Source organism: Thauera phenolivorans, from assembly GCF_001696715.1.
Taxonomy (GTDB): Bacteria; Pseudomonadota; Gammaproteobacteria; order Burkholderiales; family Rhodocyclaceae; genus Thauera; species Thauera phenolivorans.
The window spans coordinates 309,374-332,883 of the sequence record NZ_MBFM01000002.1 but is presented as its reverse complement, the minus strand read 5'-3'; the positions used below and the strand labels follow the sequence as shown (position 1 = coordinate 332,883).

At 62.8% G+C, this 23,510-nt stretch carries 17 protein-coding genes, 2 tRNA genes and 3 rRNA genes; 14 read left to right on the top strand and 8 right to left on the bottom strand.

Going from position 1 to position 23,510, the window contains the following annotated elements; all coding sequences use genetic code 11:
- Positions 1-422 precede the first annotated feature (422 nt).
- The 5 genes from BB334_RS05040 to rrf all read left to right on the top strand — a co-directional run bounded on the left by BB334_RS05040 (position 423) and on the right by rrf (position 5,616).
- A 16S ribosomal RNA gene (locus BB334_RS05040) occupies positions 423-1,961 on the top strand.
- Between the two features lie 74 nt (positions 1,962-2,035).
- A tRNA-Ile gene (locus BB334_RS05035) sits at positions 2,036-2,112 on the top strand.
- Between the two features lie 29 nt (positions 2,113-2,141).
- Positions 2,142-2,217: transfer RNA gene (locus BB334_RS05030), tRNA-Ala, on the top strand.
- Positions 2,218-2,506: 289 nt separating this feature from the next.
- Positions 2,507-5,392, top strand: a 23S ribosomal RNA gene (locus tag BB334_RS05025).
- Positions 5,393-5,502: 110 nt separating this feature from the next.
- Positions 5,503-5,616, top strand: a 5S ribosomal RNA gene (gene rrf / locus BB334_RS05020).
- The 16S, 23S and 5S rRNA genes sit together here with 2 tRNA genes alongside, the layout of an rRNA operon.
- 133 nt (positions 5,617-5,749) lie before the next feature.
- Here the strand turns inward: rrf and tnpC are convergent.
- The 4 genes from tnpC to fabI all read right to left on the bottom strand — a co-directional run bounded on the left by tnpC (position 5,750) and on the right by fabI (position 8,994).
- Entirely contained in the window at positions 5,750-7,264 is a 1,515-nt protein-coding gene (gene tnpC / locus BB334_RS05015) for an IS66 family transposase (RefSeq protein ID WP_068805151.1), read from the bottom strand.
- A gap of 61 nt (positions 7,265-7,325) precedes the next feature.
- A complete protein-coding gene (gene tnpB / locus BB334_RS05010; protein WP_068805147.1) occupies positions 7,326-7,655 on the bottom strand; it encodes an IS66 family insertion sequence element accessory protein TnpB in 330 nt (109 codons plus the stop codon).
- On the bottom strand, positions 7,652-8,020 hold the full coding sequence (gene tnpA, locus BB334_RS05005) for an IS66-like element accessory protein TnpA (protein WP_083200318.1): 369 nt from the start codon (positions 8,018-8,020) through the stop codon (positions 7,652-7,654). The genes tnpB and tnpA overlap by 4 nt, the downstream gene beginning before the upstream one ends.
- Before the next feature lie 182 nt (positions 8,021-8,202).
- Positions 8,203-8,994 carry an enoyl-ACP reductase FabI gene (fabI, locus tag BB334_RS05000; protein WP_068805141.1) on the bottom strand — a complete coding sequence of 264 codons (792 nt, stop codon included), beginning with the start codon at positions 8,992-8,994 and terminating at the stop codon, positions 8,203-8,205.
- 159 nt (positions 8,995-9,153) lie between these two features.
- Here fabI and BB334_RS04995 point away from each other — a divergent pair, with 159 nt between their 5' ends.
- The 4 genes from BB334_RS04995 to BB334_RS04980 all read left to right on the top strand — a co-directional run bounded on the left by BB334_RS04995 (position 9,154) and on the right by BB334_RS04980 (position 15,390).
- A complete protein-coding gene (locus BB334_RS04995) occupies positions 9,154-11,325 on the top strand; it encodes an ABC transporter substrate-binding protein (protein WP_068805138.1) in 2,172 nt (723 codons plus the stop codon).
- Positions 11,325-12,302, top strand: coding sequence for an ABC transporter permease (locus tag BB334_RS04990; protein WP_068805135.1), 978 nt, complete (start codon positions 11,325-11,327; stop codon positions 12,300-12,302). The genes BB334_RS04995 and BB334_RS04990 overlap by 1 nt, the downstream gene beginning before the upstream one ends.
- 2 nt (positions 12,303-12,304) lie before the next feature.
- On the top strand, positions 12,305-13,741 hold the full coding sequence (locus tag BB334_RS04985; RefSeq protein WP_068806145.1) for an ABC transporter permease: 1,437 nt from the start codon (positions 12,305-12,307) through the stop codon (positions 13,739-13,741).
- Between the two features lie 74 nt (positions 13,742-13,815).
- Entirely contained in the window at positions 13,816-15,390 is a 1,575-nt protein-coding gene (locus BB334_RS04980) for a protein adenylyltransferase SelO (RefSeq protein ID WP_068805133.1), read from the top strand.
- Positions 15,391-15,417: 27 nt separating this feature from the next.
- On the opposite strand, the gene smpB is transcribed toward BB334_RS04980, so the two are convergent.
- Positions 15,418-15,864 carry an SsrA-binding protein SmpB gene (smpB, locus tag BB334_RS04975; protein ID WP_068805131.1) on the bottom strand — a complete coding sequence of 149 codons (447 nt, stop codon included), beginning with the start codon at positions 15,862-15,864 and terminating at the stop codon, positions 15,418-15,420.
- Between the two features lie 151 nt (positions 15,865-16,015).
- On the opposite strand from smpB, the gene BB334_RS04970 reads away from it, so the two are divergent.
- Together BB334_RS04970 and BB334_RS04965 are read left to right on the top strand one after the other, a co-directional pair.
- A complete protein-coding gene (locus tag BB334_RS04970) occupies positions 16,016-16,453 on the top strand; it encodes a type II toxin-antitoxin system RatA family toxin (RefSeq protein ID WP_068805129.1) in 438 nt (145 codons plus the stop codon).
- A gap of 2 nt (positions 16,454-16,455) precedes the next feature.
- Positions 16,456-16,782, top strand: a complete 327-nt coding sequence (locus BB334_RS04965) for an RnfH family protein (RefSeq protein ID WP_068805127.1) — start codon at positions 16,456-16,458, stop codon at positions 16,780-16,782.
- A 64-nt stretch (positions 16,783-16,846) separates the two neighbouring features.
- Here the strand turns inward: BB334_RS04965 and BB334_RS04960 are convergent, their stop codons facing one another.
- Positions 16,847-17,362: a DUF4124 domain-containing protein gene (locus BB334_RS04960; protein WP_068805125.1), complete on the bottom strand. Its 516-nt coding sequence runs from the start codon at positions 17,360-17,362 to the stop codon at positions 16,847-16,849.
- Between the two features lie 79 nt (positions 17,363-17,441).
- Between BB334_RS04960 and guaB the strand changes: the two genes are divergently transcribed.
- The 3 genes from guaB (at position 17,442) to BB334_RS04945 (ending at position 22,054) form a co-directional block, all read left to right on the top strand.
- The gene (guaB, locus tag BB334_RS04955; RefSeq protein ID WP_068805124.1) at positions 17,442-18,905 is read left to right on the top strand and encodes an IMP dehydrogenase; all 1,464 of its coding nucleotides are present in this window, start codon (positions 17,442-17,444) and stop codon (positions 18,903-18,905) included.
- A gap of 73 nt (positions 18,906-18,978) precedes the next feature.
- Positions 18,979-20,544 carry a glutamine-hydrolyzing GMP synthase gene (guaA, locus tag BB334_RS04950; RefSeq protein WP_068805121.1) on the top strand — a complete coding sequence of 522 codons (1,566 nt, stop codon included), beginning with the start codon at positions 18,979-18,981 and terminating at the stop codon, positions 20,542-20,544.
- Between the two features lie 307 nt (positions 20,545-20,851).
- A complete protein-coding gene (locus BB334_RS04945; RefSeq protein ID WP_068805118.1) occupies positions 20,852-22,054 on the top strand; it encodes a tyrosine-type recombinase/integrase in 1,203 nt (400 codons plus the stop codon).
- A gap of 89 nt (positions 22,055-22,143) precedes the next feature.
- On the opposite strand, the gene BB334_RS04940 is transcribed toward BB334_RS04945, so the two are convergent.
- Entirely contained in the window at positions 22,144-22,389 is a 246-nt protein-coding gene (locus BB334_RS04940) for a helix-turn-helix transcriptional regulator (protein WP_050714668.1), read from the bottom strand.
- Positions 22,390-22,510: 121 nt separating this feature from the next.
- A complete protein-coding gene (locus tag BB334_RS04935; RefSeq protein ID WP_198531184.1) occupies positions 22,511-23,506 on the bottom strand; it encodes a hypothetical protein in 996 nt (331 codons plus the stop codon).
- Positions 23,507-23,510 lie beyond the last annotated feature (4 nt).

Here is a 23,510-nt window from a genome sequence, read left to right as displayed (position 1 = left end):
AGAAGCCGGGGGCGGTCGTGGTTTTTTTTCTGCGTGTTCGGCGTCGTCGCAGGGTGTTCAGGGGTGGTCGTGGCGGGAAGTTGTCTTTTTTCTTGCGCGTTTGGTTGGGGTGTCTATAATGCGCAGCTTCTTTCGTCGCTGCGGTGATTTATCTGCGGCGGGGGGGTGGAAGGGGGTTGGTTCTGTCGGTGGGGCTTTGGCGGTTGCGCTGAAGAATTTACCGGTTGGGGCTTGACGGGGTGGTTTGATCTGCTCATAATCTCGCTTCTTCGCTGCACGGGTTGCGGCGGTTCTTTAAAAAGATGAACAACCGATAAGTGTGGGTGCTTGGTTGCTGCGGTGAAGCTGCGTTTGTGCAGTTTTGTTTCGCAAGGATCGAGTGCTCATACTGTAAGTCAGTATTTTGAGTACTTTGCTGGATTGAACTTAAGAGTTTGATCCTGGCTCAGATTGAACGCTGGCGGCATGCTTTACACATGCAAGTCGAACGGCAGCGGGGGCTTCGGCCTGCCGGCGAGTGGCGAACGGGTGAGTAATGCATCGGAACGTGCCCATGTCGTGGGGGATAACTACGCGAAAGCGTGGCTAATACCGCATACGCCCTGAGGGGGAAAGCGGGGGATCTTTCGGGACCTCGCGCGATTGGAGCGGCCGATGTCGGATTAGCTAGTTGGTGGGGTAAAGGCTCACCAAGGCGACGATCCGTAGCTGGTCTGAGAGGATGATCAGCCACACTGGGACTGAGACACGGCCCAGACTCCTACGGGAGGCAGCAGTGGGGAATTTTGGACAATGGGCGCAAGCCTGATCCAGCCATGCCGCGTGAGTGAAGAAGGCCTTCGGGTTGTAAAGCTCTTTCGGCCGGGAAGAAATCGCATTCTCTAATATAGGATGTGGATGACGGTACCGGACTAAGAAGCACCGGCTAACTACGTGCCAGCAGCCGCGGTAATACGTAGGGTGCGAGCGTTAATCGGAATTACTGGGCGTAAAGCGTGCGCAGGCGGTTTGCTAAGACAGGTGTGAAATCCCCGGGCTTAACCTGGGAACTGCGCTTGTGACTGGCAGGCTAGAGTACGGTAGAGGGGGGTGGAATTCCTGGTGTAGCAGTGAAATGCGTAGATATCAGGAGGAACACCGATGGCGAAGGCAGCCCCCTGGGCCTGTACTGACGCTCATGCACGAAAGCGTGGGGAGCAAACAGGATTAGATACCCTGGTAGTCCACGCCCTAAACGATGTCGACTAGTCGTTCGGAGCAGCAATGCACTGAGTGACGCAGCTAACGCGTGAAGTCGACCGCCTGGGGAGTACGGCCGCAAGGTTAAAACTCAAAGGAATTGACGGGGACCCGCACAAGCGGTGGATGATGTGGATTAATTCGATGCAACGCGAAAAACCTTACCTACCCTTGACATGTCTGGAACCTTGGTGAGAGCCGAGGGTGCCTTCGGGAGCCAGAACACAGGTGCTGCATGGCTGTCGTCAGCTCGTGTCGTGAGATGTTGGGTTAAGTCCCGCAACGAGCGCAACCCTTGTCACTAGTTGCCATCATTTGGTTGGGCACTCTAGTGAGACTGCCGGTGACAAACCGGAGGAAGGTGGGGATGACGTCAAGTCCTCATGGCCCTTATGGGTAGGGCTTCACACGTCATACAATGGTCGGTACAGAGGGTTGCCAAGCCGCGAGGTGGAGCCAATCCCACAAAGCCGATCGTAGTCCGGATCGTAGTCTGCAACTCGACTACGTGAAGTCGGAATCGCTAGTAATCGCAGATCAGCATGCTGCGGTGAATACGTTCCCGGGTCTTGTACACACCGCCCGTCACACCATGGGAGTGGGTTTCACCAGAAGTAGGTAGCTTAACCTTCGGGAGGGCGCTTACCACGGTGAGATTCATGACTGGGGTGAAGTCGTAACAAGGTAGCCGTATCGGAAGGTGCGGCTGGATCACCTCCTTTCAAGAGAAGAAGCCGCGGTGATCAAGTATCCACAACTTATCGGTTGTTCAGGCCCATAGGCCTCGAGGTGTAGCGGGTCTGTAGCTCAGCTGGTTAGAGCACCGTCTTGATAAGGCGGGGGTCGTTGGTTCGAACCCAACCAGACCCACCAAGGGATTGGTTGTTCGACGCAAGACACGGGGGGCTGTAGCTCAGCTGGGAGAGCGGCGGCTTTGCAAGCCGTAGGTCGTCGGTTCGATCCCGACCAGCTCCACCAGTGCGTGTCGTGTGTGTGGCGGCGCGTGTGGGGTGCTCGAGGTGCGAGAAGTAAGCCCTGCCGATCGTTGGGTCGGCATGGCTTACTTCTTGGGACGCTGCGTGAAGCGGTGTTTCGGCAGTAGGCTCTTTAACAAATTGGAAGAAGGTGTGTAGCGTGCATCGAGCCGGTGTGCGCTGCATGTTGTGTGATTGCATCGGTGGCTTTCGTGCTTGTCAGCGACGAAGGTCACCACACAAGCGAGTTAGCCTATAGGCTGGGCCTTCGATGAGAGGGTCTAAGGTTATAGGATCAAGCGACTAAGTGCATGTGGTGGATGCCTTGGCGATCACAGGCGATGAAGGACGTGTAAGCCTGCGAAAAGCGTGGGGGAGCTGGCAATAGAGCTTTGATCCCACGATGTCCGAATGGGGAAACCCGGCCCGTTAAGGGTCATCCCTGGCTGAATACATAGGCCAGTGGAGGCGAACCGAGCGAACTGAAACATCTAAGTAGCTCGAGGAAAAGAAATCAACCGAGATTCCGCAAGTAGTGGCGAGCGAACGCGGAAGAGCCTGCACGACTAAACCATCAGGTTAGCAAAACGGTCTGGAAAGTCCGGCGATATGGGTGATAGCCCCGTATGCGAAAACCAGGTGGCGGGTCTGAGCGTGCGACAAGTAGGGCGGGGCACGAGAAATCCTGTCTGAAGATGGGGGGACCATCCTCCAAGGCTAAATACTCGTGATCGACCGATAGTGAACCAGTACCGTGAGGGAAAGGCGAAAAGAACCCCGGGAGGGGAGTGAAATAGATCCTGAAACCGCATGCATACAAACAGTAGGAGCCTCCTTGAGGGGTGACTGCGTACCTTTTGTATAATGGGTCAGCGACTTACGTTCAGTAGCGAGCTTAACCGAATAGGGGAGGCGTAGCGAAAGCGAGTCTGATAAGGGCGCTTCAGTTGCTGGGCGTAGACCCGAAACCGGATGATCTATCCATGGCCAGGATGAAGGTGCGGTAACACGCACTGGAGGTCCGAACCCACTAATGTTGAAAAATTAGGGGATGAGCTGTGGATAGGGGTGAAAGGCTAAACAAATCCGGAAATAGCTGGTTCTCCCCGAAAACTATTTAGGTAGTGCGTCGTACGGACACTTGCGGGGGTAGAGCACTGTAATCGTTGGGGGGGTCATTGCGATCTACCCCGCGATAGCAAACTCCGAATACCGCAAAGTGATATACGGCAGACAGACAGCGGGTGCTAACGTCCGTTGTCAAGAGGGAAACAACCCAGACCGCCAGCTAAGGTCCCAAATACATGGCTAAGTGGTAAACGAGGTGGGAAGGCACAGACAGCTAGGAGGTTGGCTTAGAAGCAGCCATCCTTTAAAGAAAGCGTAATAGCTCACTAGTCGAGTCGTCCTGCGCGGAAGATGTAACGGGGCTCAAGCCATGAACCGAAGCTGCGGATGTGTCTTTGACACGTGGTAGGGGAGCGTTCCGTAGGCCTGCGAAGGTGTCTCGTAAGGGATGCTGGAGGTATCGGAAGTGCGAATGCTGACATGAGTAGCGATAAAGGGTGTGAAAAGCACCCTCGCCGTAAGCCCAAGGTTTCCTGCGCAACGTTCATCGGCGCAGGGTGAGTCGGCCCCTAAGGCGAGGCAGAAATGCGTAGTCGATGGGAAACAGGTCAATATTCCTGTACCAGGCCATGATGCGATGGGGGGACGGAGAAGGTTAGGCTGGCCGGGTGTTGGACGTCCCGGTTTAAGCGTGTAGGCGTGCCCGATAGGCAAATCCGTCGGGCTGAGCCAAGGCGTGATGACGAGGATCCTCGGATCCGAAGTAGCTGATACCCTGCTTCCAAGAAAAGCCTCTAAGCTTCAGTCATGGCGTGACCGTACCGCAAACCGACACAGGTGGGCTGGTAGAGTATACCAAGGCGCTTGAGAGAACTCAGGAGAAGGAACTCGGCAAATTGATACCGTAACTTCGGGAGAAGGTATGCCCCGTTAGCTTGTAGGCGAACAGCCGAAGGGCGAAGGGGCCGCAGAGAATCGGTGGCTGCGACTGTTTATTAAAAACACAGCACTCTGCAAACACGAAAGTGGACGTATAGGGTGTGACGCCTGCCCGGTGCCGGAAGGTTAAGTGATGGGGTGCAAGCTCTTGATCGAAGCCCCGGTAAACGGCGGCCGTAACTATAACGGTCCTAAGGTAGCGAAATTCCTTGTCGGGTAAGTTCCGACCTGCACGAATGGCGTAACGATGGCCACACTGTCTCCTCCTGAGACTCAGCGAAGTTGACATGGTTGTGAAGATGCAATCTCCCCGCGGCTAGACGGAAAGACCCCATGAACCTTTACTGTAGCTTTGCATTGGACTTTGACGGGACTTGTGTAGGATAGGTGGGAGGCTTTGAAACCGGGACGCCAGTTCCGGTGGAGCCAACCTTGAAATACCACCCTGGTGTCGTCGAGGTTCTAACCCAGGCCCGTGAATCCGGGTCGGGAACAGTGCATGGTGGGCAGTTTGACTGGGGCGGTCTCCTCCCAAAAGGTAACGGAGGAGTACGAAGGTCACCTAGGTACGGTCGGACATCGTACTGATAGTGCAATGGCAAAAGGTGGCTTGACTGCGAGACCCACACGTCGAGCAGGTGCGAAAGCAGGTCATAGTGATCCGGTGGTTCTGTATGGAAGGGCCATCGCTCAACGGATAAAAGGTACTCTGGGGATAACAGGCTGATTCCGCCCAAGAGTTCACATCGACGGCGGAGTTTGGCACCTCGATGTCGGCTCATCACATCCTGGGGCTGTAGCCGGTCCCAAGGGTATGGCTGTTCGCCATTTAAAGTGGTACGTGAGCTGGGTTTAAAACGTCGTGAGACAGTTTGGTCCCTATCTGCCGTGGGCGCTGGAAGTTTGAGAGGGCCTGCTCCTAGTACGAGAGGACCGGAGTGGACGCACCGCTGGTGTACCGGTTGTGACGCCAGTCGCATCGCCGGGTAGCTATGTGCGGAAGAGATAACCGCTGAAAGCATCTAAGCGGGAAACTCGCCTCAAGATGAGACTTCCCCGGGGCCTCGAGCCCCCTGAAGGGTCGTGGAAGACCACCACGTTGATAGGTGGGGTGTGGAAGCGTGGCAACACGTTAAGCTAACCCATACTAATTGCCCGTGAGGCTTGATCCTATAACCTTATACAGGCAACACTCGCCTGAACAATCACACAACAACGCAACAACACCTCCTTCCCAATTTGCGCCACGGGGAAAACCCCCCCCCTGGCGGACAAGTCAAAGTCTGACGACCATAGCCACCCGGTACCACGCCTTCCCATCCCGAACAGGACCGTGAAACAGGTGCGCGCCGATGATAGTCAGGATTGCCCTCGCGAAAGTAGGTCATCGTCAGACTAACCCCATCCCTCCCGCGCCCGATCCATCTCATCAATGGATCGGGCGTCGGCCGTCTACGAATCGCTTCAGGACGAAGACTGCGGAAGCAGCCGTACCGTAAGCACCCGGCGAACCCGTCTTGCCGTTTCGCTCAGGCGCAGGCGACCGGCTGCCAGCGATGCGGCAGCAACTCCCCAATCCTGCTGTAGGGCTGCGTCGGCAGCCGTTCGAGCACATCCTTAAGATACGCAAAGGGCTCGTGGCCATTGAGCCGCGCGGACTGAATCAGGCTCATGATCGCAGCGGCACGCTGGCCCGCCCGCAGGCTGCCCGCGAAGAGCCAGTTCTTGCGCCCGAGCGCAATCGGCCGGATCTGGTTCTCGATCCAGTTGTTGTCGATGGGTACCCGACCGTCGCCCACGTAGTACGTGAGCGCAGCCCAGCGCTTGAGGCTGTAGTCGATGGCGCGCGCGATGCCCGAGCCGTTGGGAACCTGGGTGCGGCGCGCGAGCAGCCACGCATGCAGGCGTTCGAGAATGGGGCGGGCCTTCGCTTCCCGCAAGCGCTGCCGGGCGTCGATGTCGAGTTCCGCCGCTTCGCGTTCGACACCGTAGAGCTGGGCAATGGCCTCGAGCGCCTCGCTGGCGATCTGGCTCTGGCCCTGGGCAGCGAGATCGAAGAACTTGCGCCGCGCGTGCGCCATGCAGCCGGCTTCGGTTACCCCCAGGGCGATCAGCGCCTTGTAGCCGGCGTAGTCGTCGCAGATCAGCGTGCCGCGCCAGTCGCCCAGAAACGCCTGGGCATGACGGCCCGCGCGGCTGTCGGCGAAGTCGTAGACGACCGCCTTGATCGGATCGAACGCGCCGACGCTGTAGGACCACAGGTAGGCGCGGTGGGTCTTGCCCGCACCCGGATCGAGCATCGCCACCGGGGTCTCGTCCGCGTGCAGCACGGGGTGCGCCAGCACGTCGGCCTTGAGCGCCTCGACTAGCGGCTGCAGGTGTACGCCGCTCTGGCCCACCCACTGGGCCAACGTCGACTGCGGGATCGCCAACCCGGCCCGACCGAAGATGCTTTCCTGCCGGTAGAGCGGCAGATGGTCCTGATACTTGGCCACCAGCACCTGGGCGAGCAAGCCGGCGGTGGGAATGCCCTTGTCGATGATGTACGCCGGTACCGGCGCCTGCACGAGGGTCTCGCACGCCGCGCACGCCCACTTACCCCGGATGTGGCGCTCGACGGTGAAGCGGCCCGGGGTGTAGTCGAGCTTCTCGGCGACGTCCTCGCCGATGCGGCGCATCTGGCAGCCGCAGGCGCAGGTGGTCGAGTCGGGTTCGTGACGGATCTCGGTGCGCGGCAGCTCGGGCGGCAGCGGCTTGCGTCGGGCCTGGCCCTTGGGCGTCGACGTGCCGACACTGGGCTGGAGTTGCTCGAGCTCTTCGCTCATCGCCGCAAGATCGGCCTCGGCGGTCTCCTCGAAGAGCTGCACCTGCTCGGTGGACAGGCGCTCGGTCCTCACGCCGAAGCGATGACGCTTGTGCAGCGCCAGCTCATGCGTGAGCCGCTCGATCTTGGTCTGACGCCACACGAGTTCGCGCTCCTGCTCGATGAGCAGGCGACGCAAGGCGTCGGCATCCAGTTGATCGAGGTCGGCGGGCAGCGGCATGGATCGATCATGTCCGATGCACGCCTCCGCCACCATCGGGGCATCCGCCGATAGCGCGTGTTCAGAGTGTCCGGATCACACCGCCGTCGCCCAGCCGCTGCCATGGCAGCCCGAGCACCAGCGCGTCGAACTGCGCCCGGGTGAGTGCGACACCGCCCTGGCCCTCGGTCCAGTGAAACCGGCCCTGGTTCAGGCGCCGGCATGCGAGCCACACCCCGAAGCCGTCATGGACCAGCACCTTCAAGCGGGTGCCGCGCCGATTGCTGAAGAGATAGGCGTGATGCGGCTGCGCCTCGCCGAACACGCGCACCACCTGCGCGAGCAGCGTGTCCATGCCTGCGCGCATGTCCATAGGTGCGACCGACAGCCACAGCGCCTCGATGCGGATCATGCGAGCCACTCGCGCAGCCATGCACCACACGCCTCGGCGGCCTCGAGCGGCCACTCGAGCTTGACGCGGGCGTTGCCACGCTGCGCCTCGAGGCGGATCACCCGCGCCTCGACTGCGGGAGCGACCTGCACGGGGACAAAGCCCGGCTCAGCCAACGCGGTGAGCGCTGCGCTGTCAGCCTTGCGCCGGCTCGGCGGCTCGATGCCGCGCTCGCGCATCCAGCGATGGACCTGATTGGCGTTCAGGCCGTTGGCCAAGGCAATCCCAGCCACCGAGACGCCTGGCTCACAACACGCCGAGACCACCGACCGCTTGAAAGCTTCGCTGTGCGTGCGCCGGCCTCGGCGCGGGATAACCACATCCATAGTGTCCGCCATCGACTTTGATGGACACGATCTTCAATGGCCTAAGCGGCTGGGGGAAGGTGGGTTCGCCGGATGCTTACGCCGTACCAGGCCTCTCATGCCAATAGGCACAAAAAAGCCGCAACGTATCGCCGCGGCTTTCTTTTGCGCGCCTGGTCTGCGCGCCAATCGGGACTCAGATCTCAGGCTTGTTCCGGGTTGCCGAGGGCGGTGATGTTGAAACCTGCATCGACGTACATGACTTCGCCGGTGACGCCGCTGGCGAGATCCGAGCACAGGAAGGCCGCAGTGTTACCTACCTCTTCGATGGTGACGTTCCGGCGCAGGGGGGCGTTGCGCTCATTGAAGGCGAGCAACTTGCCGAAGTTACCGATCCCGGCGGCGGCGACGGTCTTGATCGGACCCGCGGACACGGCATTGACCCGGGTCCCCTCAGGGCCGAGCGTAACTGCCATGTAGCGGACGGCCGCCTCGAGGCTGGCTTTCGCCATGCCCATGATGTTGTAGTTGGGCATGGTGCGCACCGCACCGAGATAGGTGAGGGTTAGCAGGGAGCCGTTACGCCCCTGCATCATCGGTCGCGCAGCCTTCGCCAGTGCGGGGAAGCTGTAGGCGCTGATCTCCTGCGAGATCCGGAATGCGTCGCGCGACAGGCCGTCGAGAAAGTCGCCGTCGAGTGCCTCATTCGGTGCGAATGCGATCGAGTGGACGAGCCCGTCGAGCCCATCCCAGTGTTTGCCGAGCTCGATGAAGAGGGCACTGATCTGCTCGTCATCCTGCACGTCGCAGGGGAGTACCAGGGAGCTGCCAAACTCGGCGGCGAGCTTGCTCACGCGCTCATGGAAGCGGTCGTTCTGGAAGGTGAAGGCGAGTTGTGCGCCTTCGCGGTACATGGCCTTGGCGATGCCGTAGGAAATCGAACGGTTGCTGAGCAGCCCGGTGATGAGAATCCGTTTGCCGGCGAGAAAGCCCATGAATCCAACTCCGAATGACAAGAGGGGGATTATAGCGAAAACCCTGGTCCCGACAGCGCTATCGGCAAGGTCCATGCGGGGCGCACCGAAACCTGCCAGAATCACGCCTTTGTCTTCTGGTGGCGTTTTCCCGTGAGTCGTTTTGGCCGTAGCCGTAGCATGCGTGGAGTCGGAGTCGCGCTGCTGGCGTCGCTGTTCCTGTCCGCGTGCGGACCGGTGTGGAACGATCCCTATCCCTCGGCCGAGCGCGGCCGGAACATCCTGTACACGGCATTCACCGAGCGGCCCAAGCATCTCGATCCGGTGCAGTCTTACAGCGAGGATGAAGCGAGCTTTCTGTATCAGATCGTTGAGCCGCCGTTGCAGTACAACTATCTCAAAAGGCCTTATGTGCTCGAGCCGGCGGTAGCGGCGGAGACGCCGATCCTGCGTCGGTACGATGGCCAGGGGTTCGAGTTGGATCCGTCCGCGGAGCCCGGTCGGGTCGCGACTTCGGTCTATGAGATCCGCATCAAGCCCGGCATCCTGTACCAGCCGCACCCGGCGTTCGCGCGCAACGCGGAAGGCCTGCCCATCTACCTCGCCAGCGAAGGCGTCGACCTCGCGGGCGTGCGTGGCGTCGGCGACTTCGAGCACGTCGGCACGCGCGAGCTCGAGGCGGCGGATTTTGTCCATCAGATCAAGCGTCTTGCGCATCCGCGCCTGCATTCGCCGATCTTTGAATTGATGGCCGAGTACATGCCGGGCCTCAAGACGCTCCAGGCCCAGCTCGCCGACGAGGTGCGGCGCAATCCGGGCTGGCTCGATCTCACGCGCTTCGAGCTGCCGGGCGTCGAGGTCGTCGATCGCCACACCTACCGGATCACGCTTCAGGGCGCCTATCCGCAATTCCTCTACTGGCTGAGCATGCCCTTCTTCGGACCGGTACCGCCCGAAGCCGATCGCTTCTTCGGCCAGCCCGGGATGGCCGAGCGCAACCTCACGCTCGACTGGTGGCCGGTGGGTACCGGGCCTTACATGCTGACCGAGAACAATCCGAACTCGCGCATGGTACTCGAGCGGAATCCCAATTATCGTAGCGACGTCTATCCCTGCGAGGGTGAAGCGGGCGACGCAGAGGGGGGGCTGCTGGCCGATTGCGGCGAGGCGATGCCGTTCATCGACCGGGTAGTTTTCTCGCGCGAGCGGGAAGGGATCCCCTACTGGAACAAGTTCCTGCAGGGCTATTACGATGCCTCCGGGGTGTCTTCGGACAACTTCGACCAAGCGGTCACCATGACCAGCCAGGGCGAGGTCTCGCTCTCGGACGAAATGCGCGCGCGCGGCATCGAGCTGATCACCTCGGTGTCGCCGTCCATCTTCTATCTCGGATTCAACATGCTCGATCCGCTGGTGGGCGGGGGAGAGACGGAGGAGGGCCGGAACGCGGCGCGCAAGCTGCGCCAGGCGATCTCGATCGCGCTCGACATGGAGGAGTTCGTCTCGATCTTCCTCAATGGCCGCGGTGTTCCGGCGATGAGTCCGATCCCGCCGGGGATCTTCGGCGCGCGGGAGGGCGAGGCGGGCATCAACCCGGTCGTGTACGAGTGGAAGGACGGCCGAGCACAGCGGCGCGGGCTGGACGCGGCGCGACGGCTGCTTGCCGAAGCCGGCTGGCCGAACGGGCGTAACGCCCGTAGCGGCGAACCGCTGATCGTGAACCTGGACACGACACCCGGCGGGCTCGGCGACAAGGCGCGCTCGGACTGGCTCGCCAAGCGCTTCCGCGCCCTGGGCGTGCAGTTCGTCGTGCGCCCGACCGACTTCAACCGCTTCCAGGACAAGGTCCGTCAAGGCAATGCGCAGATGTTCTTCTTCGGCTGGAACGCGGACTACCCGGATCCCGAGAACCTGCTCTTCCTTTTGCACGGGCCGCAGGGCAAGGTGAGTTTCAACGGGCAGAACGCCGCGAACTACCGCAATGACGAGTACGACGCCCTGTTCGAGCGCATGAAGTCGATGCCCAATGGCGAGGCGCGCCAGCGCCTGATCGAGCGCATGATCGAAATCATCCAGCACGATGCGCCGTGGATCTTCGGCTTCCATCCCAAGGCCTACTCGCTGCAGCACGGTTGGGTGCTGAACCGCAAGCCGGGCGCGATGGTACGCAACACCCTGAAGTACCAGCGCATCGACCTGGCGAGGCGCGAGGCGGCGCGGGCGGAATGGAACCGGCCGGTGGTGTGGCCACTGCTGTTGGTGTTCGGCCTGGTCGCGGCGCTGGTCGCGCCTGCGGTCCTTCACTGGCGCCGGCGCGAGCGGGCGACCGCCGCGGCAGAAGGAGGGCGCTGATGTTCGCCTATCTCGTGCGCCGCACCTTGTACGCGATCCCGATCCTGATCGGGGTGAATCTGCTCACCTTCGTATTGTTCTTTGTGGTCAACTCGCCCGACGACATGGCGCGCATGCAGGTCGGGGTCAAACGCGCGACCCCCGAGGCGATCGAGCGCTGGAAAGTGGAGCGCGGCTACGACAAGCCAATGTTTTTCAATGCGGCGGCCGAGGGCGGCGGGAAGCTCACTCAGACCATCTTTTTCGATAAGTCGCTCCGCATGTTCGCGCTCGAGTTCGGCGCCGCCGACGACGGCCGCGACATCGGCCAGGAGATCCGCGCCCGCATGGGGCCGTCGCTCGCGATCGCGCTGCCGACCTTCGTGCTCGGACTGTTCGTGTCGATCAGCTTCGCCCTGATGCTGGTGTTCTTCCGCGCCACCGCGCTGGATTTCTGGGGCGTGGTGCTGTGCGTGGCGATGATGTCGATCTCCAGCCTGTTCTACATCATCGGCGGGCAGTGGCTGGTGTCCAATTTGTGGGCGCTGGTGCCGATATCGGGCTACGCCAGCGGACTCGATGCGGCGCGCTTCCTGGTGCTGCCGGTCGCGATCAGCGTCATCGCCGGGATCGGCTCGAGCGCGCGCTGGTATCGCACGATCTTCCTTGAGGAGATCTCCAAGGATTACGTGCGTACCGCGCGCGCGAAGGGACTGTCCGAACTGGCGGTGCTGTTCCGGCACGTGCTCAAGAACGCGATGATCCCGATCCTCACCGGGGTGGTGGTGGTGATCCCGCTGCTGTTCATGGGCAGCCTGCTGGTCGAGTCCTTCTTCGCGATTCCAGGGCTCGGCAGCTACACCATCGACGCGATCAACGCGCAGGATTTCGCGGTGGTGCGGGCGATGGTGTTCATCGGCTCGGTGCTCTACATCGTCGGCCTGATCCTCACCGACCTGTCCTACACGCTCGTCGATCCGCGGGTGAGGCTGGAATGAACCTGAATTTCGAACCGGTCCTGTTGTGGACCGATGCCTTGCTGTTTCTGCTGCTCGGCCTCGGCCTGCTCGCCGCGCGCCATGCGTGGGGCAGCGAGCCGCTACGCGAAGCATGGCGCAAGGTCGGCAAGCGGTCGACCGGCATGGCGGCCGGGACCGTGCTGCTCGCCTTCGTGGCGGTGGGGGTGATCGACAGCCTGCACTACCGGCCCGCGCTGCCCCCGCTGACCGCGGCCGAGGTGGGCGAGGGCGCCCCCGCGTCGAGCGGTGGGCCAATCTATTCTTCGGAAGTGTTGTCGGCACTCGACGCGCTGCTCGCGCCGCTCCGGCTCAACATCGAGAAGACCTATTCCGCGCCTTTCGCGGCAACGCTCTATCAGCGCGAAACGATCGAGCTCGAGGGCGGTGGGCAGCGCCGGGACTATCCCCGCCTCGTCCACGGCGCGGCTCATCTCGCGGATCCGGCGTCGGAGCAGGGCGCTGACGTCGCCGGCCGTGCCGGGCGCGCCGTGCTCACGACGCTGGCGGTGACGGCACTCGCCGCCGCCCTGGTGGCGCTCGGCCTCGCGCGCAGCGGGCGAGTACCTTTCGGCGCGGCCGCGGACAGGCTGTTGCGCGGCCGGACCGTGCTGGCCTGGCGGGCGGCATTGCTCAGCTTCACCATGATCGTGCTTGTGATCTCCCTGTGCGTGTATCTGGCGCCGGTCTATCACGTGCTCGGCACCGACAAGGTGGGGCAGGACGTACTTTATCTCGCGCTCAAGAGCGTGCGCACCGCGCTCGTGATCGGCACCATCACCACCCTGGTGATGATGCCCTTCGCCGTCGCCCTCGGGATCGCCGCGGGCTATCTCGGTGGCTGGGTGGATGATGCCGTGCAGTATGTCTATACGGTGCTCAACGCGATCCCGGGCGTGTTGCTGATCGCTGCGGCGGTGCTGATGATGCAGGTGGTCATCGACACCCATCCGGAGTGGTTCGGCACCGCGGCCGAGCGTTCGGACGCGCGCCTGCTTGCGCTGTGCTTCATCCTCGGCATCACCAGCTGGACCGGGCTCGCGCGGCTGTTGCGCGGCGAAACCTTGAAGTTGCGCGAGCTCGAGTACGTGCAGGCCGCCCGCGCCTTCGGTGTCGGGACGGCGGCGATTCTGCGCCGGCATATCCTGCCCAACGTCATGCATATCGTGATGATCGCCCTGGTGATGGATTTCTCCGGCCTGGTCCTCGCCGAGGCGGTGCTGTCCTATGTCGGCATCGGCGTCGACCCGACCACGATCAGCTTCGGCACGATGATCAACATGGCGCGCGCCGAACTTGCGCGCGAGCCGATGGTCTGGTGGTCATTGGCGGCGGCTTTCGTGTTCATGTTCGTATTGGTGCTCGCCGCCAACCTCTTCGCTGACGTCGTCCGCGACGCCTTCGATCCGCGCCGCGGATGAAGGCGACGCCCGGGCTGCGCGCCTTTGCGCGCGGCCGTCGGGCGTTGCCCATTACAAGGACCGGGCCCCCCGACATGAAAGACCTCGTTTTCGACAACCGCTTCGTGCGCGAGCTGCCGGCGGACCCGGAAGCCGGCACGCACGTGCGCCAGGTGCACGGCGCGTGCTATTCGCGGGTGGCACCGACACCGGTACGGCATCCCGACCTGCTCGCCTGGTCGCCCGAGGTGGCGGCGCTGCTCGGCTGGGACGAGGGCGACGTGCGCAGTCCCCGCTTTGCCGCGGTGTTCGGAGGCAATGAACTGCTGCCGGGCATGGAGCCCTACGCCGCCTGCTATGGCGGCCATCAGTTCGGCAACTGGGCTGGACAGCTCGGCGATGGGAGGGCGATCACGCTCGGCGAGGTGATCGACCCGCGCGGCGAGCGCTGGGAGCTCCAGCTCAAGGGCGCGGGGCCGACGCCGTACTCGCGCCACGCCGACGGACGGGCCGTGCTGCGCTCTTCGCTCCGCGAGTTCGTCTGCAGCGAGGCGATGCATCACCTCGGCGTGCCGACCACCCGCGCGCTGAGCCTGGTGGGCACCGGCGAGCGGGTGGTGCGCGACATGTTCTACGACGGTAATGCGCGCCCCGAACCGGGCGCGGTGGTGTGCCGTGTTGCGCCATCCTTCATTCGTTTCGGCAACTTCGAGATCTTCGCCTCGCGCGGCGAGGAGGAATTGCTCGGTCGCCTGATCGATTTCACCATCGAACGCGACTTCCCGGAAATCCAGGGTGACACACTGGCGCGGCGGGTCGAGTGGTTCGACGAGGTATGTCGCCGCACCGCGCTGCTGGTCGCGCACTGGATGCGTGTCGGCTTCGTGCATGGGGTGATGAACACCGACAACATGTCGATCCTCGGGCTCACGATCGACTACGGCCCGTACGGCTGGATCGACGACTTCGACCCCGACTGGACGCCCAACACCACCGATGCGGGCGGTCGCCGTTATCGGTTCGGCCACCAGCCGCGCATCGCGCACTGGAACCTGTGGCAACTCGCGAACGCGGTCTATCCGGCGATCGGCGAGGCGGCACCGCTCGAGGAGGCGCTGACGCGCTTCGCCGCGATCTACGAGCGGGAAAGCCGGCGCATGACTGCAGACAAGCTCGGCCTGGCGCAATGGCAGGAGGGCGACGAGGCGCTGGTGGACGAGCTGCACCGCCTGCTCGCGGCGTCGGAGATGGACATGACGATCTTCCATCGCCGGCTGTCGTCGCTCGATCCGGGAGCGCCCGATCCGTTCCTGTTCGCGGACGCGTTTTACGACGAGGCGAAGCGCGCCGAACATGCCGCCGCTTTCGAGGCATGGCTCGCCCGCTATTCGACACGCGTGGCCGCCGATGGCGTGGTGGGCAACGCCGAGGCGCTCGAATCGCGGCGGGCCCGCATGGATGCGGTCAACCCGATCTACGTGCCACGCAACTATCTGGCGCAACAGGCGATCGACGCGGCCGAGCAGGGTGAGCTCGGCGAACTGTCCGCGCTGATGGAGGTCTTGAGGAATCCCTACGCGCCGCAGCCGGGTCGTGAGCGCTTTGCCGCCAGACGGCCCGAATGGGCGCGCCACAAGGCGGGGTGCTCGATGCTGTCCTGCAGCTCCTGAGGCGAGCCGCCCGCAGGCGGCGGCGCATCAGTCCTGGGCGCGGATCATGCGCTGCTTCTCGCGCTCCCAGTCCTTCTTTTTGGCATCCTCGCGCTTGTCGTACTGCTTCTTCCCCTTCGCCAGGCCGACCTCCATCTTGATCCGCCCCTTGGCGTAGTGCAGGTCGAGCGGCACCAGGGCGTAGCCGGCGCGCTCCACCTTGCCGATCAGCTTCGCGATCTCGCGCGCGTGCAGGAGCAGCTTGCGGGTCCGCACCGGGTCGGTCTTGAGGTGGGTGGAAGTGCTCGACAGCGGCGAGATGTGCATCCCGATCACGAAGATCTCTTCGCCGCGGATGATGACGTACGCTTCCTTGATGTTCGCCCGGCCGGAACGGATCGCCTTCACCTCCCAGCCCTCGAGGACGAGGCCAGCCTCGTACTTGTCCTCGATGAAGTAGTCGTGGTAGGCCTTGCGGTTGTCGATGATGCTCATTGCCGGGAAATCCTTCGGGTGCGGCCGTCGCGGGCGCCTGACGGGGGGCGCGGCAGCGACCGGGGCCGCCGCATGCGATAGAATCGCGCATTTTAGCAGGTCGGCGCCCAGGCTGTTTTCCGCCATGGCGCCGCCAAAGCCGACTCTCCCCATGGCCGACGTCAAGAAGCTGGTACTCATCGAATTCACCCCCGCGCAGATGTTCGAACTGGTCGACCGCTGCGAGGACTACCCCCAATTCCTGCCTTGGTGCGCGGGAGCCGAAGTGCACGAGCGCACCGACGAGGTGACCGCGGCGACGCTCCGCGTCAATTACCACGGCATCAAGACACACTTCAGCACGCGCAACGACAAGCGCTGGCCCGAGGAGATGCAACTGCGGCTCACCGATGGGCCCTTTACTCATCTCGACGGCCACTGGCGCTTCACCCCGCTGGGCGACACCGCGTGCAAGGTCGAATTCAGCCTGCATTACGCCTTTTCCAGCAAACTGCTGGAAAAGGCGTTGGGGCCGGTGTTCAATCACATCGCGAACACCTTCGTCGATTCCTTCGTCAAGCGCGCGGCGCAGATCTACCGGAAGAACTGATCATGTCCGACAGCATCAACATCGAGGTCGTGTACGCCCTGGACCAGCGCCAGGAGCTCGTCAGCCTGAAGCTGCCCGAAGGCGCGACCGCGCGGGACGCAGTCGAAGCCTCTGGCCTGCTGCACAAGTATCCGGAGATCGATCTCGAGGGTGCCAACAAGCTTGGTGTATTCGCCAAGCTGGTCAAGCCGGATACCGTGCTGCGCGATCGCGACCGTGTCGAGATCTATCGACCACTGATCGCCGACCCGAAGGCGGTGCGCAAGAAGCGCGCCGACGAGGGCAAGGTCATGAAGAAGGGGGGCGGTTCGGCTTCCGAGGAGGAGTGAAATCCACGGGGGCCCACTCTGGTTGCCACGCCGCCGTCCCGGCGATGGGTGGCAGACCGGCGCCTCAGTCGCAACTGCCCTCGATCTGTCTGCGCAGGCGTGCAATTTCCTCGGTGCGCGCGGCGTCGTCGATCACCTCGCGCTCGCCCGCGGCGTTGAAACGCGCGACGCGCTGCCCCGATTCGAGTCCGGCGAGCTGGTTCTTCATCTCGGAGCAGATTCGCTCGCGTTCGGCTCGCTGTTCTGCCTTCTTCTGGGCCTCGGCTTCCGCTTCGGCGGCGGCTGCGCGACGTTCGCGGAATTCCCGTTCCCGCTCCGCGAGGCTCTTCCGGCCTTGCCTCGCTGGCGCGTCGCTGGTCGGTACTTCGGCCTCCGTCCCGCCCGGCTCGACACTGCCGCCCTCGCTGCCGGCAGCAGGCGCCACTGGCGGCTGCACGGCGCCGCGCACGACCTCCGCGCCTTTGCCGGGGGGCGGCACGTCCGAGTAGTGCATGCGGCCGTCGCGATCGCGCCAGCTGTAAACCTGGGCCGAGACCGGCAAGGCGATGAGCAGGGCGAGCAGAAGGGCGGGACGGCGCATCCTGAATCTCCGATTGGACTGGCTTACGCGGTGGGAAGGCGGCCTGTATAATACGGATTTGGTTCAAAGGATAGAAGCCATGCGAGTGATCCAGAAGGCGCTGACCTTCGATGACGTCCTTCTCGTGCCTGCCCACTCAACTGTCCTGCCGCGGGATGTCAGCCTGCAGAGCCAGGTCACGCGCAACATCCGGCTGAACATTCCGCTGGTGTCCGCCGCCATGGACACCGTCACCGAAGCCCGGCTCGCGATCGCCCTCGCGCAGGAGGGCGGTATCGGCGTGGTACACAAGAACCTCAGCCCGGAAGAGCAGGCCGCCGAGGTGCACAAGGTCAAGCGCCACGAGTCCGGCATCCTCAAGGACCCGATCATAATTCCGCCGACCATGACCGTCGGCGAGGTCATCGAGCTGCAGCGCCGCCACAAGTTTTCCGGCGTGCCGGTGATCGACGGCGGCAGGGTGGTCGGCATCGTCACCAACCGCGATACCCGCTTCGAAACGAACCTCGAGCAGCCCGTGTCCGCGATCATGACGCCGCAGGAGCGCCTGGTCACGGTCAAGGAAGGCGCCAGCCTGGACGAGGCACGCGAACTGCTGCGTGTCCACCGCCTCGAGCGCGTGCTGGTGCTGAACGACGCCGGTGAGCTCAGCGGTCTCATCACCGTCAAGGACATGATGAAGTCCACCGAGCACCCGTTCGCCGCCAAGGACGAACAGGGTCGCCTGCGCGTTGCCGCGGCGATCGGCGTCGGCGCTGGCACTGAGGAGCGCGCCGAACGACTGGCCGAGGCGGGGGTGGACATGATCGTGGTCGATACCGCCCACGGCCACTCGCAGGGCGTGCTCGACCGCGTCAATTGGGTCAAGAAGCGGTTTCCGCACATCGAGGTGGTCGGCGGCAACATCGCCACCGCCGATGCCGCGCGTGCGCTGGTCGGCGCGGGTGCCGACGGCGTCAAGGTCGGTATCGGCCCTGGCTCGATCTGCACCACGCGGATCGTCGCCGGCGTGGGCGTGCCGCAGATCAGCGCGATCGACAACGTCGCCAATGCCCTGGCGGGCAGCGGCGTGCCGATGATCGCCGACGGCGGCATCCGTTTCTCGGGCGACATCGCGAAGGCGATCGCCGCCGGTGCCAACGTCGTCATGCTGGGCGGCCTGTTCGCAGGCACCGAGGAAGCACCCGGCGAGACCGTGTTGTTCCAGGGGCGCTCATACAAATCGTATCGCGGCATGGGTTCGCTCGGCGCGATGGAAAAGGGTGCGGCCGATCGTTACTTCCAGGAAGAGAACACCGGCAATATCGACAAGCTCGTGCCCGAGGGCATCGAGGGCCGTGTGCCCTACAAGGGCTCGGTGATGGCGGTGATCCATCAGCTTACCGGTGGCCTGCGCTCCTCGATGGGCTACCTCGGCTGCGAGAGCATTCCTGCGGTGCACGAACGCGCGGAGTTCGTCGAGATCAGTTCGGCCGGCATGCGCGAATCCCACGTCCACGACGTGCAGATCACCAAGGAAGCGCCGAACTACCAGATCGGCTGATCGCGCCGGTCCGACACATCCCGGGCGGCTGCAAGGCCGCCTTCCTTTTTTCGCCGCTAGGGACGCTCGCGCCATGGCCCACCAGAAAATCCTCATCCTCGACTTCGGTTCCCAGGTCTCGCAGCTCATCGCGCGCCGCGTGCGCGAGCAGCAGGTCTATTGCGAACTGCACCCCTTCGACGTTTCCGACGCCTTCGTCCGCGAGTTCGCGCCGCAGGGCATCATCCTCTCCGGGGGGCCGAACTCGGTCTACGAGGCCGAGGAATGGCGTGCACCGCAGGCGGTGTTCGAGCTCGGCGTGCCCGTGCTCGGCATCTGCTACGGCATGCAGACGATGGCCTCCCAGCTCGGCGGCAAGGTCGAGAGCGCCTCTCACCGTGAATTCGGTTACGCCGAGATGCGCGCACGCGGCCACTCGAAGCTGTTCGAGGGCATCGAGGACCGCCGCAACGACGAGGGCCACGGCCTCCTCGAGGTGTGGATGAGCCACGGCGACAAGGTCACCGGGCTGCCGCCTGGCTTCAAGGTGATCGGCAGCAACGAATCCACCCCGATCGCGGCGATGGCCGACGAGGCCCGCGGCTTCTACGGCGTGCAGTTCCACCCCGAGGTCACCCACACGATCAAGGGTAGGGAGATCATCGCGCGCTTCGTGCACGAGATCTGCGGCTGCGGTTACGACTGGAACATGCCCGACTACATCGCCGAGGCGGTGGCGAGGATCCGCGAGCAGGTGGGCGACGAGGAGGTCATCCTCGGTCTGTCCGGCGGCGTCGACTCGTCGGTGGCGGCGGCGCTCATCCATCGAGCGATCGGCGACCAGCTGACCTGCGTGTTCGTCGATCACGGCCTGTTGCGCCTGAACGAGGGCAGGATGGTGATGGAGATGTTCGCCGGCCGGCTGCACGCGAGGGTCGTTCACGTCGACGCCACCGAGCAGTTCATGGGCCACCTCGAGGGGGTGAGCGATCCCGAGCAGAAGCGCAAGATCATCGGCCGCGAATTCGTCGAGGTGTTTCAGGCGGAGGCGAGGAAGCAGCCCAAGGCGAAGTGGCTCGCGCAGGGCACGATCTACCCCGACGTGATCGAATCGGGCGGCGCCAAGAACAAGAAGGCGCAAACGATCAAGAGCCACCACAACGTTGGCGGCCTGCCAGAGACTCTCGGCCTGAAACTGCTCGAGCCGCTGCGCGACCTGTTCAAGGACGAGGTGCGCGAACTCGGCGTGGCGCTCGGCCTGCCGCACGACATGGTCTACCGCCACCCCTTCCCGGGTCCGGGCCTGGGCGTGCGCATCCTTGGAGAGGTGCGCCAGGACTATGCCGACCTGCTGCGCCAGGCCGACGCGATCTTCATCGACGAGTTGCGCGCCGCCGGCTGGTACGAGAAGACCAGCCAGGCCTTCGCGGTCTTCCTGCCGGTCAAGAGCGTGGGCGTGATGGGCGACGGCCGGACCTACGAGTATGTGGTCGCCCTGCGCGCGGTCGAGACCCAGGACTTCATGACCGCCCACTGGGCCGAGTTGCCACACAGCCTGCTCGGCAAGGTCAGCAACCGCATCATCAACGAAGTCCGCGGCATCAACCGCGTGGTGTACGACATCTCCGGCAAGCCGCCGGCGACGATCGAGTGGGAGTGATTCGGCGTCTGGCACTGGCTGGAACCTAGTGGCACGAAAACACACCTAAGCCCGCGTAAATGCGGGCTTTTTTTTGATTTCATTCGGCACCGCCTGGCAACATTTGGCATCGCCAAGCACCGTTTTTTCATGGCATGATGGATGGCATTGAATGCTTCTATGCCATGAGAAGTCGCCGATACCATGCAACCACCTTGTGGGTGTTCATGGTATTGAATTGGCGTAACGCAATGATTTTGTTGTTGTTTTACGCCAGGATAGACCGATTTTCGGATCATGGTATTTGAGCTGAATCAGGGCGAGAACCATGCTGACCGATACCAAGCTGCGCAACCTCAAGCCGAAGGACAAGCTCTACAAGGTGAATGACCGTGACGGCCTCTATGTAGCCGTCACGGCCGCCGGAGCGATCTCATTCCGCTACAACTACTCGATCCACGGTAGGCAGGAGACCATCACCTTCGGCCGCTACGGTGTCGGCGGCATCACCCTGGCGGAAGCCCGCGAGTGGTTGGGCGAGGCCAAGAAGATGGTCGCGGCCGGGAAGTCACCGGCCAAGGAGAAGGCGCGGGATAAGGCCCGCGTCAAGGACGCGGAGACATTCGGGGCCTGGGCGGAAAAGTGGCTGCGCGGCTACCAGATGGCCGACTCCACCCGCGACATGCGGCGCTCAGTCTACGAGCGCGACTTGAAGCCGAAATTCGGCAATCAGAAGCTGGTGGAGATTACCCACGAGGACTTGCGGGCACTGACCGATGCCATCGTGGAGCGCGGCGCGCCGGCAACGGCAGTGCATGTCCGCGAGGTGGTGATGCAGGTCTATCGCTGGGCCATCGAGCGTGGCCAGAAGGTCGAGAACCCGGCGGAGCTGGTGCGTCCAACGTCCATCGCCAAGTTCGAGCCGCGCGACCGTGCGCTGACGCCCGACGAGATCGGCCTGATGTACCAGTACATGGAGCGCATTGGCACAGCGCCATCCATTCGGGCGGCGGCCAAGCTGCTGCTGTTGACGATGGTGCGCAAGAGCGAGCTGACCAACGCGACTTGGAGCGAGATTAATTTCAGCGACGCGCTTTGGACGATCCCGAAGGAGCGGATGAAGCGGCGCAATCCGCACCTGGTGTTTCTGTCCCGCCAGGCGCTGGACATCTTCATTGCCCTGAAAACCTTCGCCGGTGGATCGGACTACGTGCTGCCGTCCCGGTACGACTCGGACCTACCCATGAGCAGCGCCACGCTCAACCAGGTGCTGACGCTGACGTATCGGCTGGCGCAGAAGGAAGGAAAGCCGCTCGCCAAGTTCGGGCCGCATGACTTGCGGCGCACGGCCAGCACGTTGTTGCACGAGGCCGGCTACAACACGGACTGGATCGAGAAGTGCCTGGCGCACGAACAGAGAGGCGTCAGGGCCGTCTACAACAAGGCCGAGTACCGCGAGCAGCGGACGGCGATGTTGCAGGACTGGGCGGACATGATCGACGAATGGACGCTCAAGCGGCCGAAAGCTTAAGTCAGAGGAGGTCAGGTAGGCAGCGCCTCCAGAACAGCGACCTTGGCCTCGGCAGTCATTGACACTTGAGGGGCGCTGCGTTTTAGCCGCTAAAAAGCGGTGGCTGCGACCGATGGGGTGAAGCCGGGCCGCATGGCCTGCGTGCCCGATGACTTGCGTGCCTCGATCCATTCCTCGACCTCTGCCAAGTCCCAAGCGACGTTTCGGCTGGTGAGTGCGATCCGGCGTGGGAACTCCCCGCGTTGCTCCATGTTGAAGATCGTGCGCTCAGACAGCGGGATCATCGCCAGCAGCTTCTTGCGGTTGATGAGTGTCTTGCTTGTCGTTGCCTGCATCCCTTGGCCTCTTTCGGTCACTAGCGAACATGTGCCAGATGGTGCTTGGTAATGCGGATCAGGTCGGCCGAATAGTTGTTCACTTTGGTTGACATCGAAAGAGATCAGAGAACGCGCGCTTCTATTGCTTTTTCAGATGAAAATTTTCGGGAATCGATGCCAGCGCTTTAAGTGCCTTAGACACTGCTTGGCGCGTCAGCGGCCGTTGATCGTTTCTCGAAAGCTGTTCTGCAATCTCCGACTGATTGAGCCCGGAATACTGGAGCACAAGAATCTTCTTCTTGGCGTCCGACAGCTTCGAGTCCACCATCAATCGCGCCAGGTCTCGAAGCTCAGCCATGTCGGCTGGCTGCAAGGTCTGACCCAGCATGTAGTGAAAGAAGTAGTTATCAACCAGCTTGTCGCCGGACGCCGCCGCATGGGGCGTGGCTCGCTTCGCGCATTGCCGCTTGAGCCTTGCCAGTTCGATATCGAACTGCGCGACGGATCGTTTTGCTTGTCTATAGGCAGGGTTGCCTGCACCGCTCAGCAACTTCGGCTGATGAGCAACGCAGTACAGGCTGCTCAACCGAAGTGTGTCAGCGGCCCCGCGCAGTTGAGACTCATCGCCTGCAAATGAAGCGAGCGCGGTGAGCTCTCCGCAAAACCGACAAAATCCTTGCCTGCGTCTTCCATTCAAGCCCCGTGACTTTCCGTCGGAGCCTCGTATTGGAGAGTCCACCGGCTGTTTGCAGGCGCAGGCCCATATCAGCTCAAACAGCGATTCGAGAGTCGCTGTAAACCGTTTGTCCCTTGCGCTTGTGCAGTCCTCCTGACGGATGAACCTTCGTAGCAGTTCCCGTTGCAGAGGAACCATCGCATCAAATCCGATCAATCGAATGATGCCGCTCAGGCCCACCCCTGTCCCAGCTCCGGGGATGTGGCCCAAGAAGCGCAGTGGAAGCTTTTCCGTGTACTTGGCCACAGCGGGGTCGATCAACTCTTCTACCAGCCGAACGATTGGGTGCTGCTTCGACGATGCGGAGTAGGGCAGCCACCGATCATGGAACTGCTTGATGGCTTCCGCGACGGTCGGATCGCATTCTTCGGAAATGATGGTGGGTTTCGCATTTCGCATGTCA

Coding starts and splice junctions, on each gene's coding strand:
- guaB (WP_068805124.1), top strand. CDS start 17,442: ATGCGAGTGATCCAGAAGGCGCTGACCTTCGATGACGTCCTTCTCGTG.
- smpB (WP_068805131.1), bottom strand. CDS start 15,864: ATGAGCATCATCGACAACCGCAAGGCCTACCACGACTACTTCATCGAG.
- tnpA (WP_083200318.1), bottom strand. CDS start 8,020: ATGGATGTGGTTATCCCGCGCCGAGGCCGGCGCACGCACAGCGAAGCT.
- tnpB (WP_068805147.1), bottom strand. CDS start 7,655: ATGATCCGCATCGAGGCGCTGTGGCTGTCGGTCGCACCTATGGACATG.
- BB334_RS04935 (WP_198531184.1), bottom strand. CDS start 23,506: ATGCGAAATGCGAAACCCACCATCATTTCCGAAGAATGCGATCCGACC.
- guaA (WP_068805121.1), top strand. CDS start 18,979: ATGGCCCACCAGAAAATCCTCATCCTCGACTTCGGTTCCCAGGTCTCG.
- BB334_RS04940 (WP_050714668.1), bottom strand. CDS start 22,389: ATGCAGGCAACGACAAGCAAGACACTCATCAACCGCAAGAAGCTGCTG.
- BB334_RS04965 (WP_068805127.1), top strand. CDS start 16,456: ATGTCCGACAGCATCAACATCGAGGTCGTGTACGCCCTGGACCAGCGC.
- BB334_RS04960 (WP_068805125.1), bottom strand. CDS start 17,362: ATGCGCCGTCCCGCCCTTCTGCTCGCCCTGCTCATCGCCTTGCCGGTC.
- BB334_RS04970 (WP_068805129.1), top strand. CDS start 16,016: ATGGCCGACGTCAAGAAGCTGGTACTCATCGAATTCACCCCCGCGCAG.
- tnpC (WP_068805151.1), bottom strand. CDS start 7,264: ATGCCGCTGCCCGCCGACCTCGATCAACTGGATGCCGACGCCTTGCGT.
- BB334_RS04980 (WP_068805133.1), top strand. CDS start 13,816: ATGAAAGACCTCGTTTTCGACAACCGCTTCGTGCGCGAGCTGCCGGCG.
- BB334_RS04990 (WP_068805135.1), top strand. CDS start 11,325: ATGTTCGCCTATCTCGTGCGCCGCACCTTGTACGCGATCCCGATCCTG.
- BB334_RS04945 (WP_068805118.1), top strand. CDS start 20,852: ATGCTGACCGATACCAAGCTGCGCAACCTCAAGCCGAAGGACAAGCTC.
- BB334_RS04995 (WP_068805138.1), top strand. CDS start 9,154: ATGCGTGGAGTCGGAGTCGCGCTGCTGGCGTCGCTGTTCCTGTCCGCG.
- fabI (WP_068805141.1), bottom strand. CDS start 8,994: ATGGGCTTTCTCGCCGGCAAACGGATTCTCATCACCGGGCTGCTCAGC.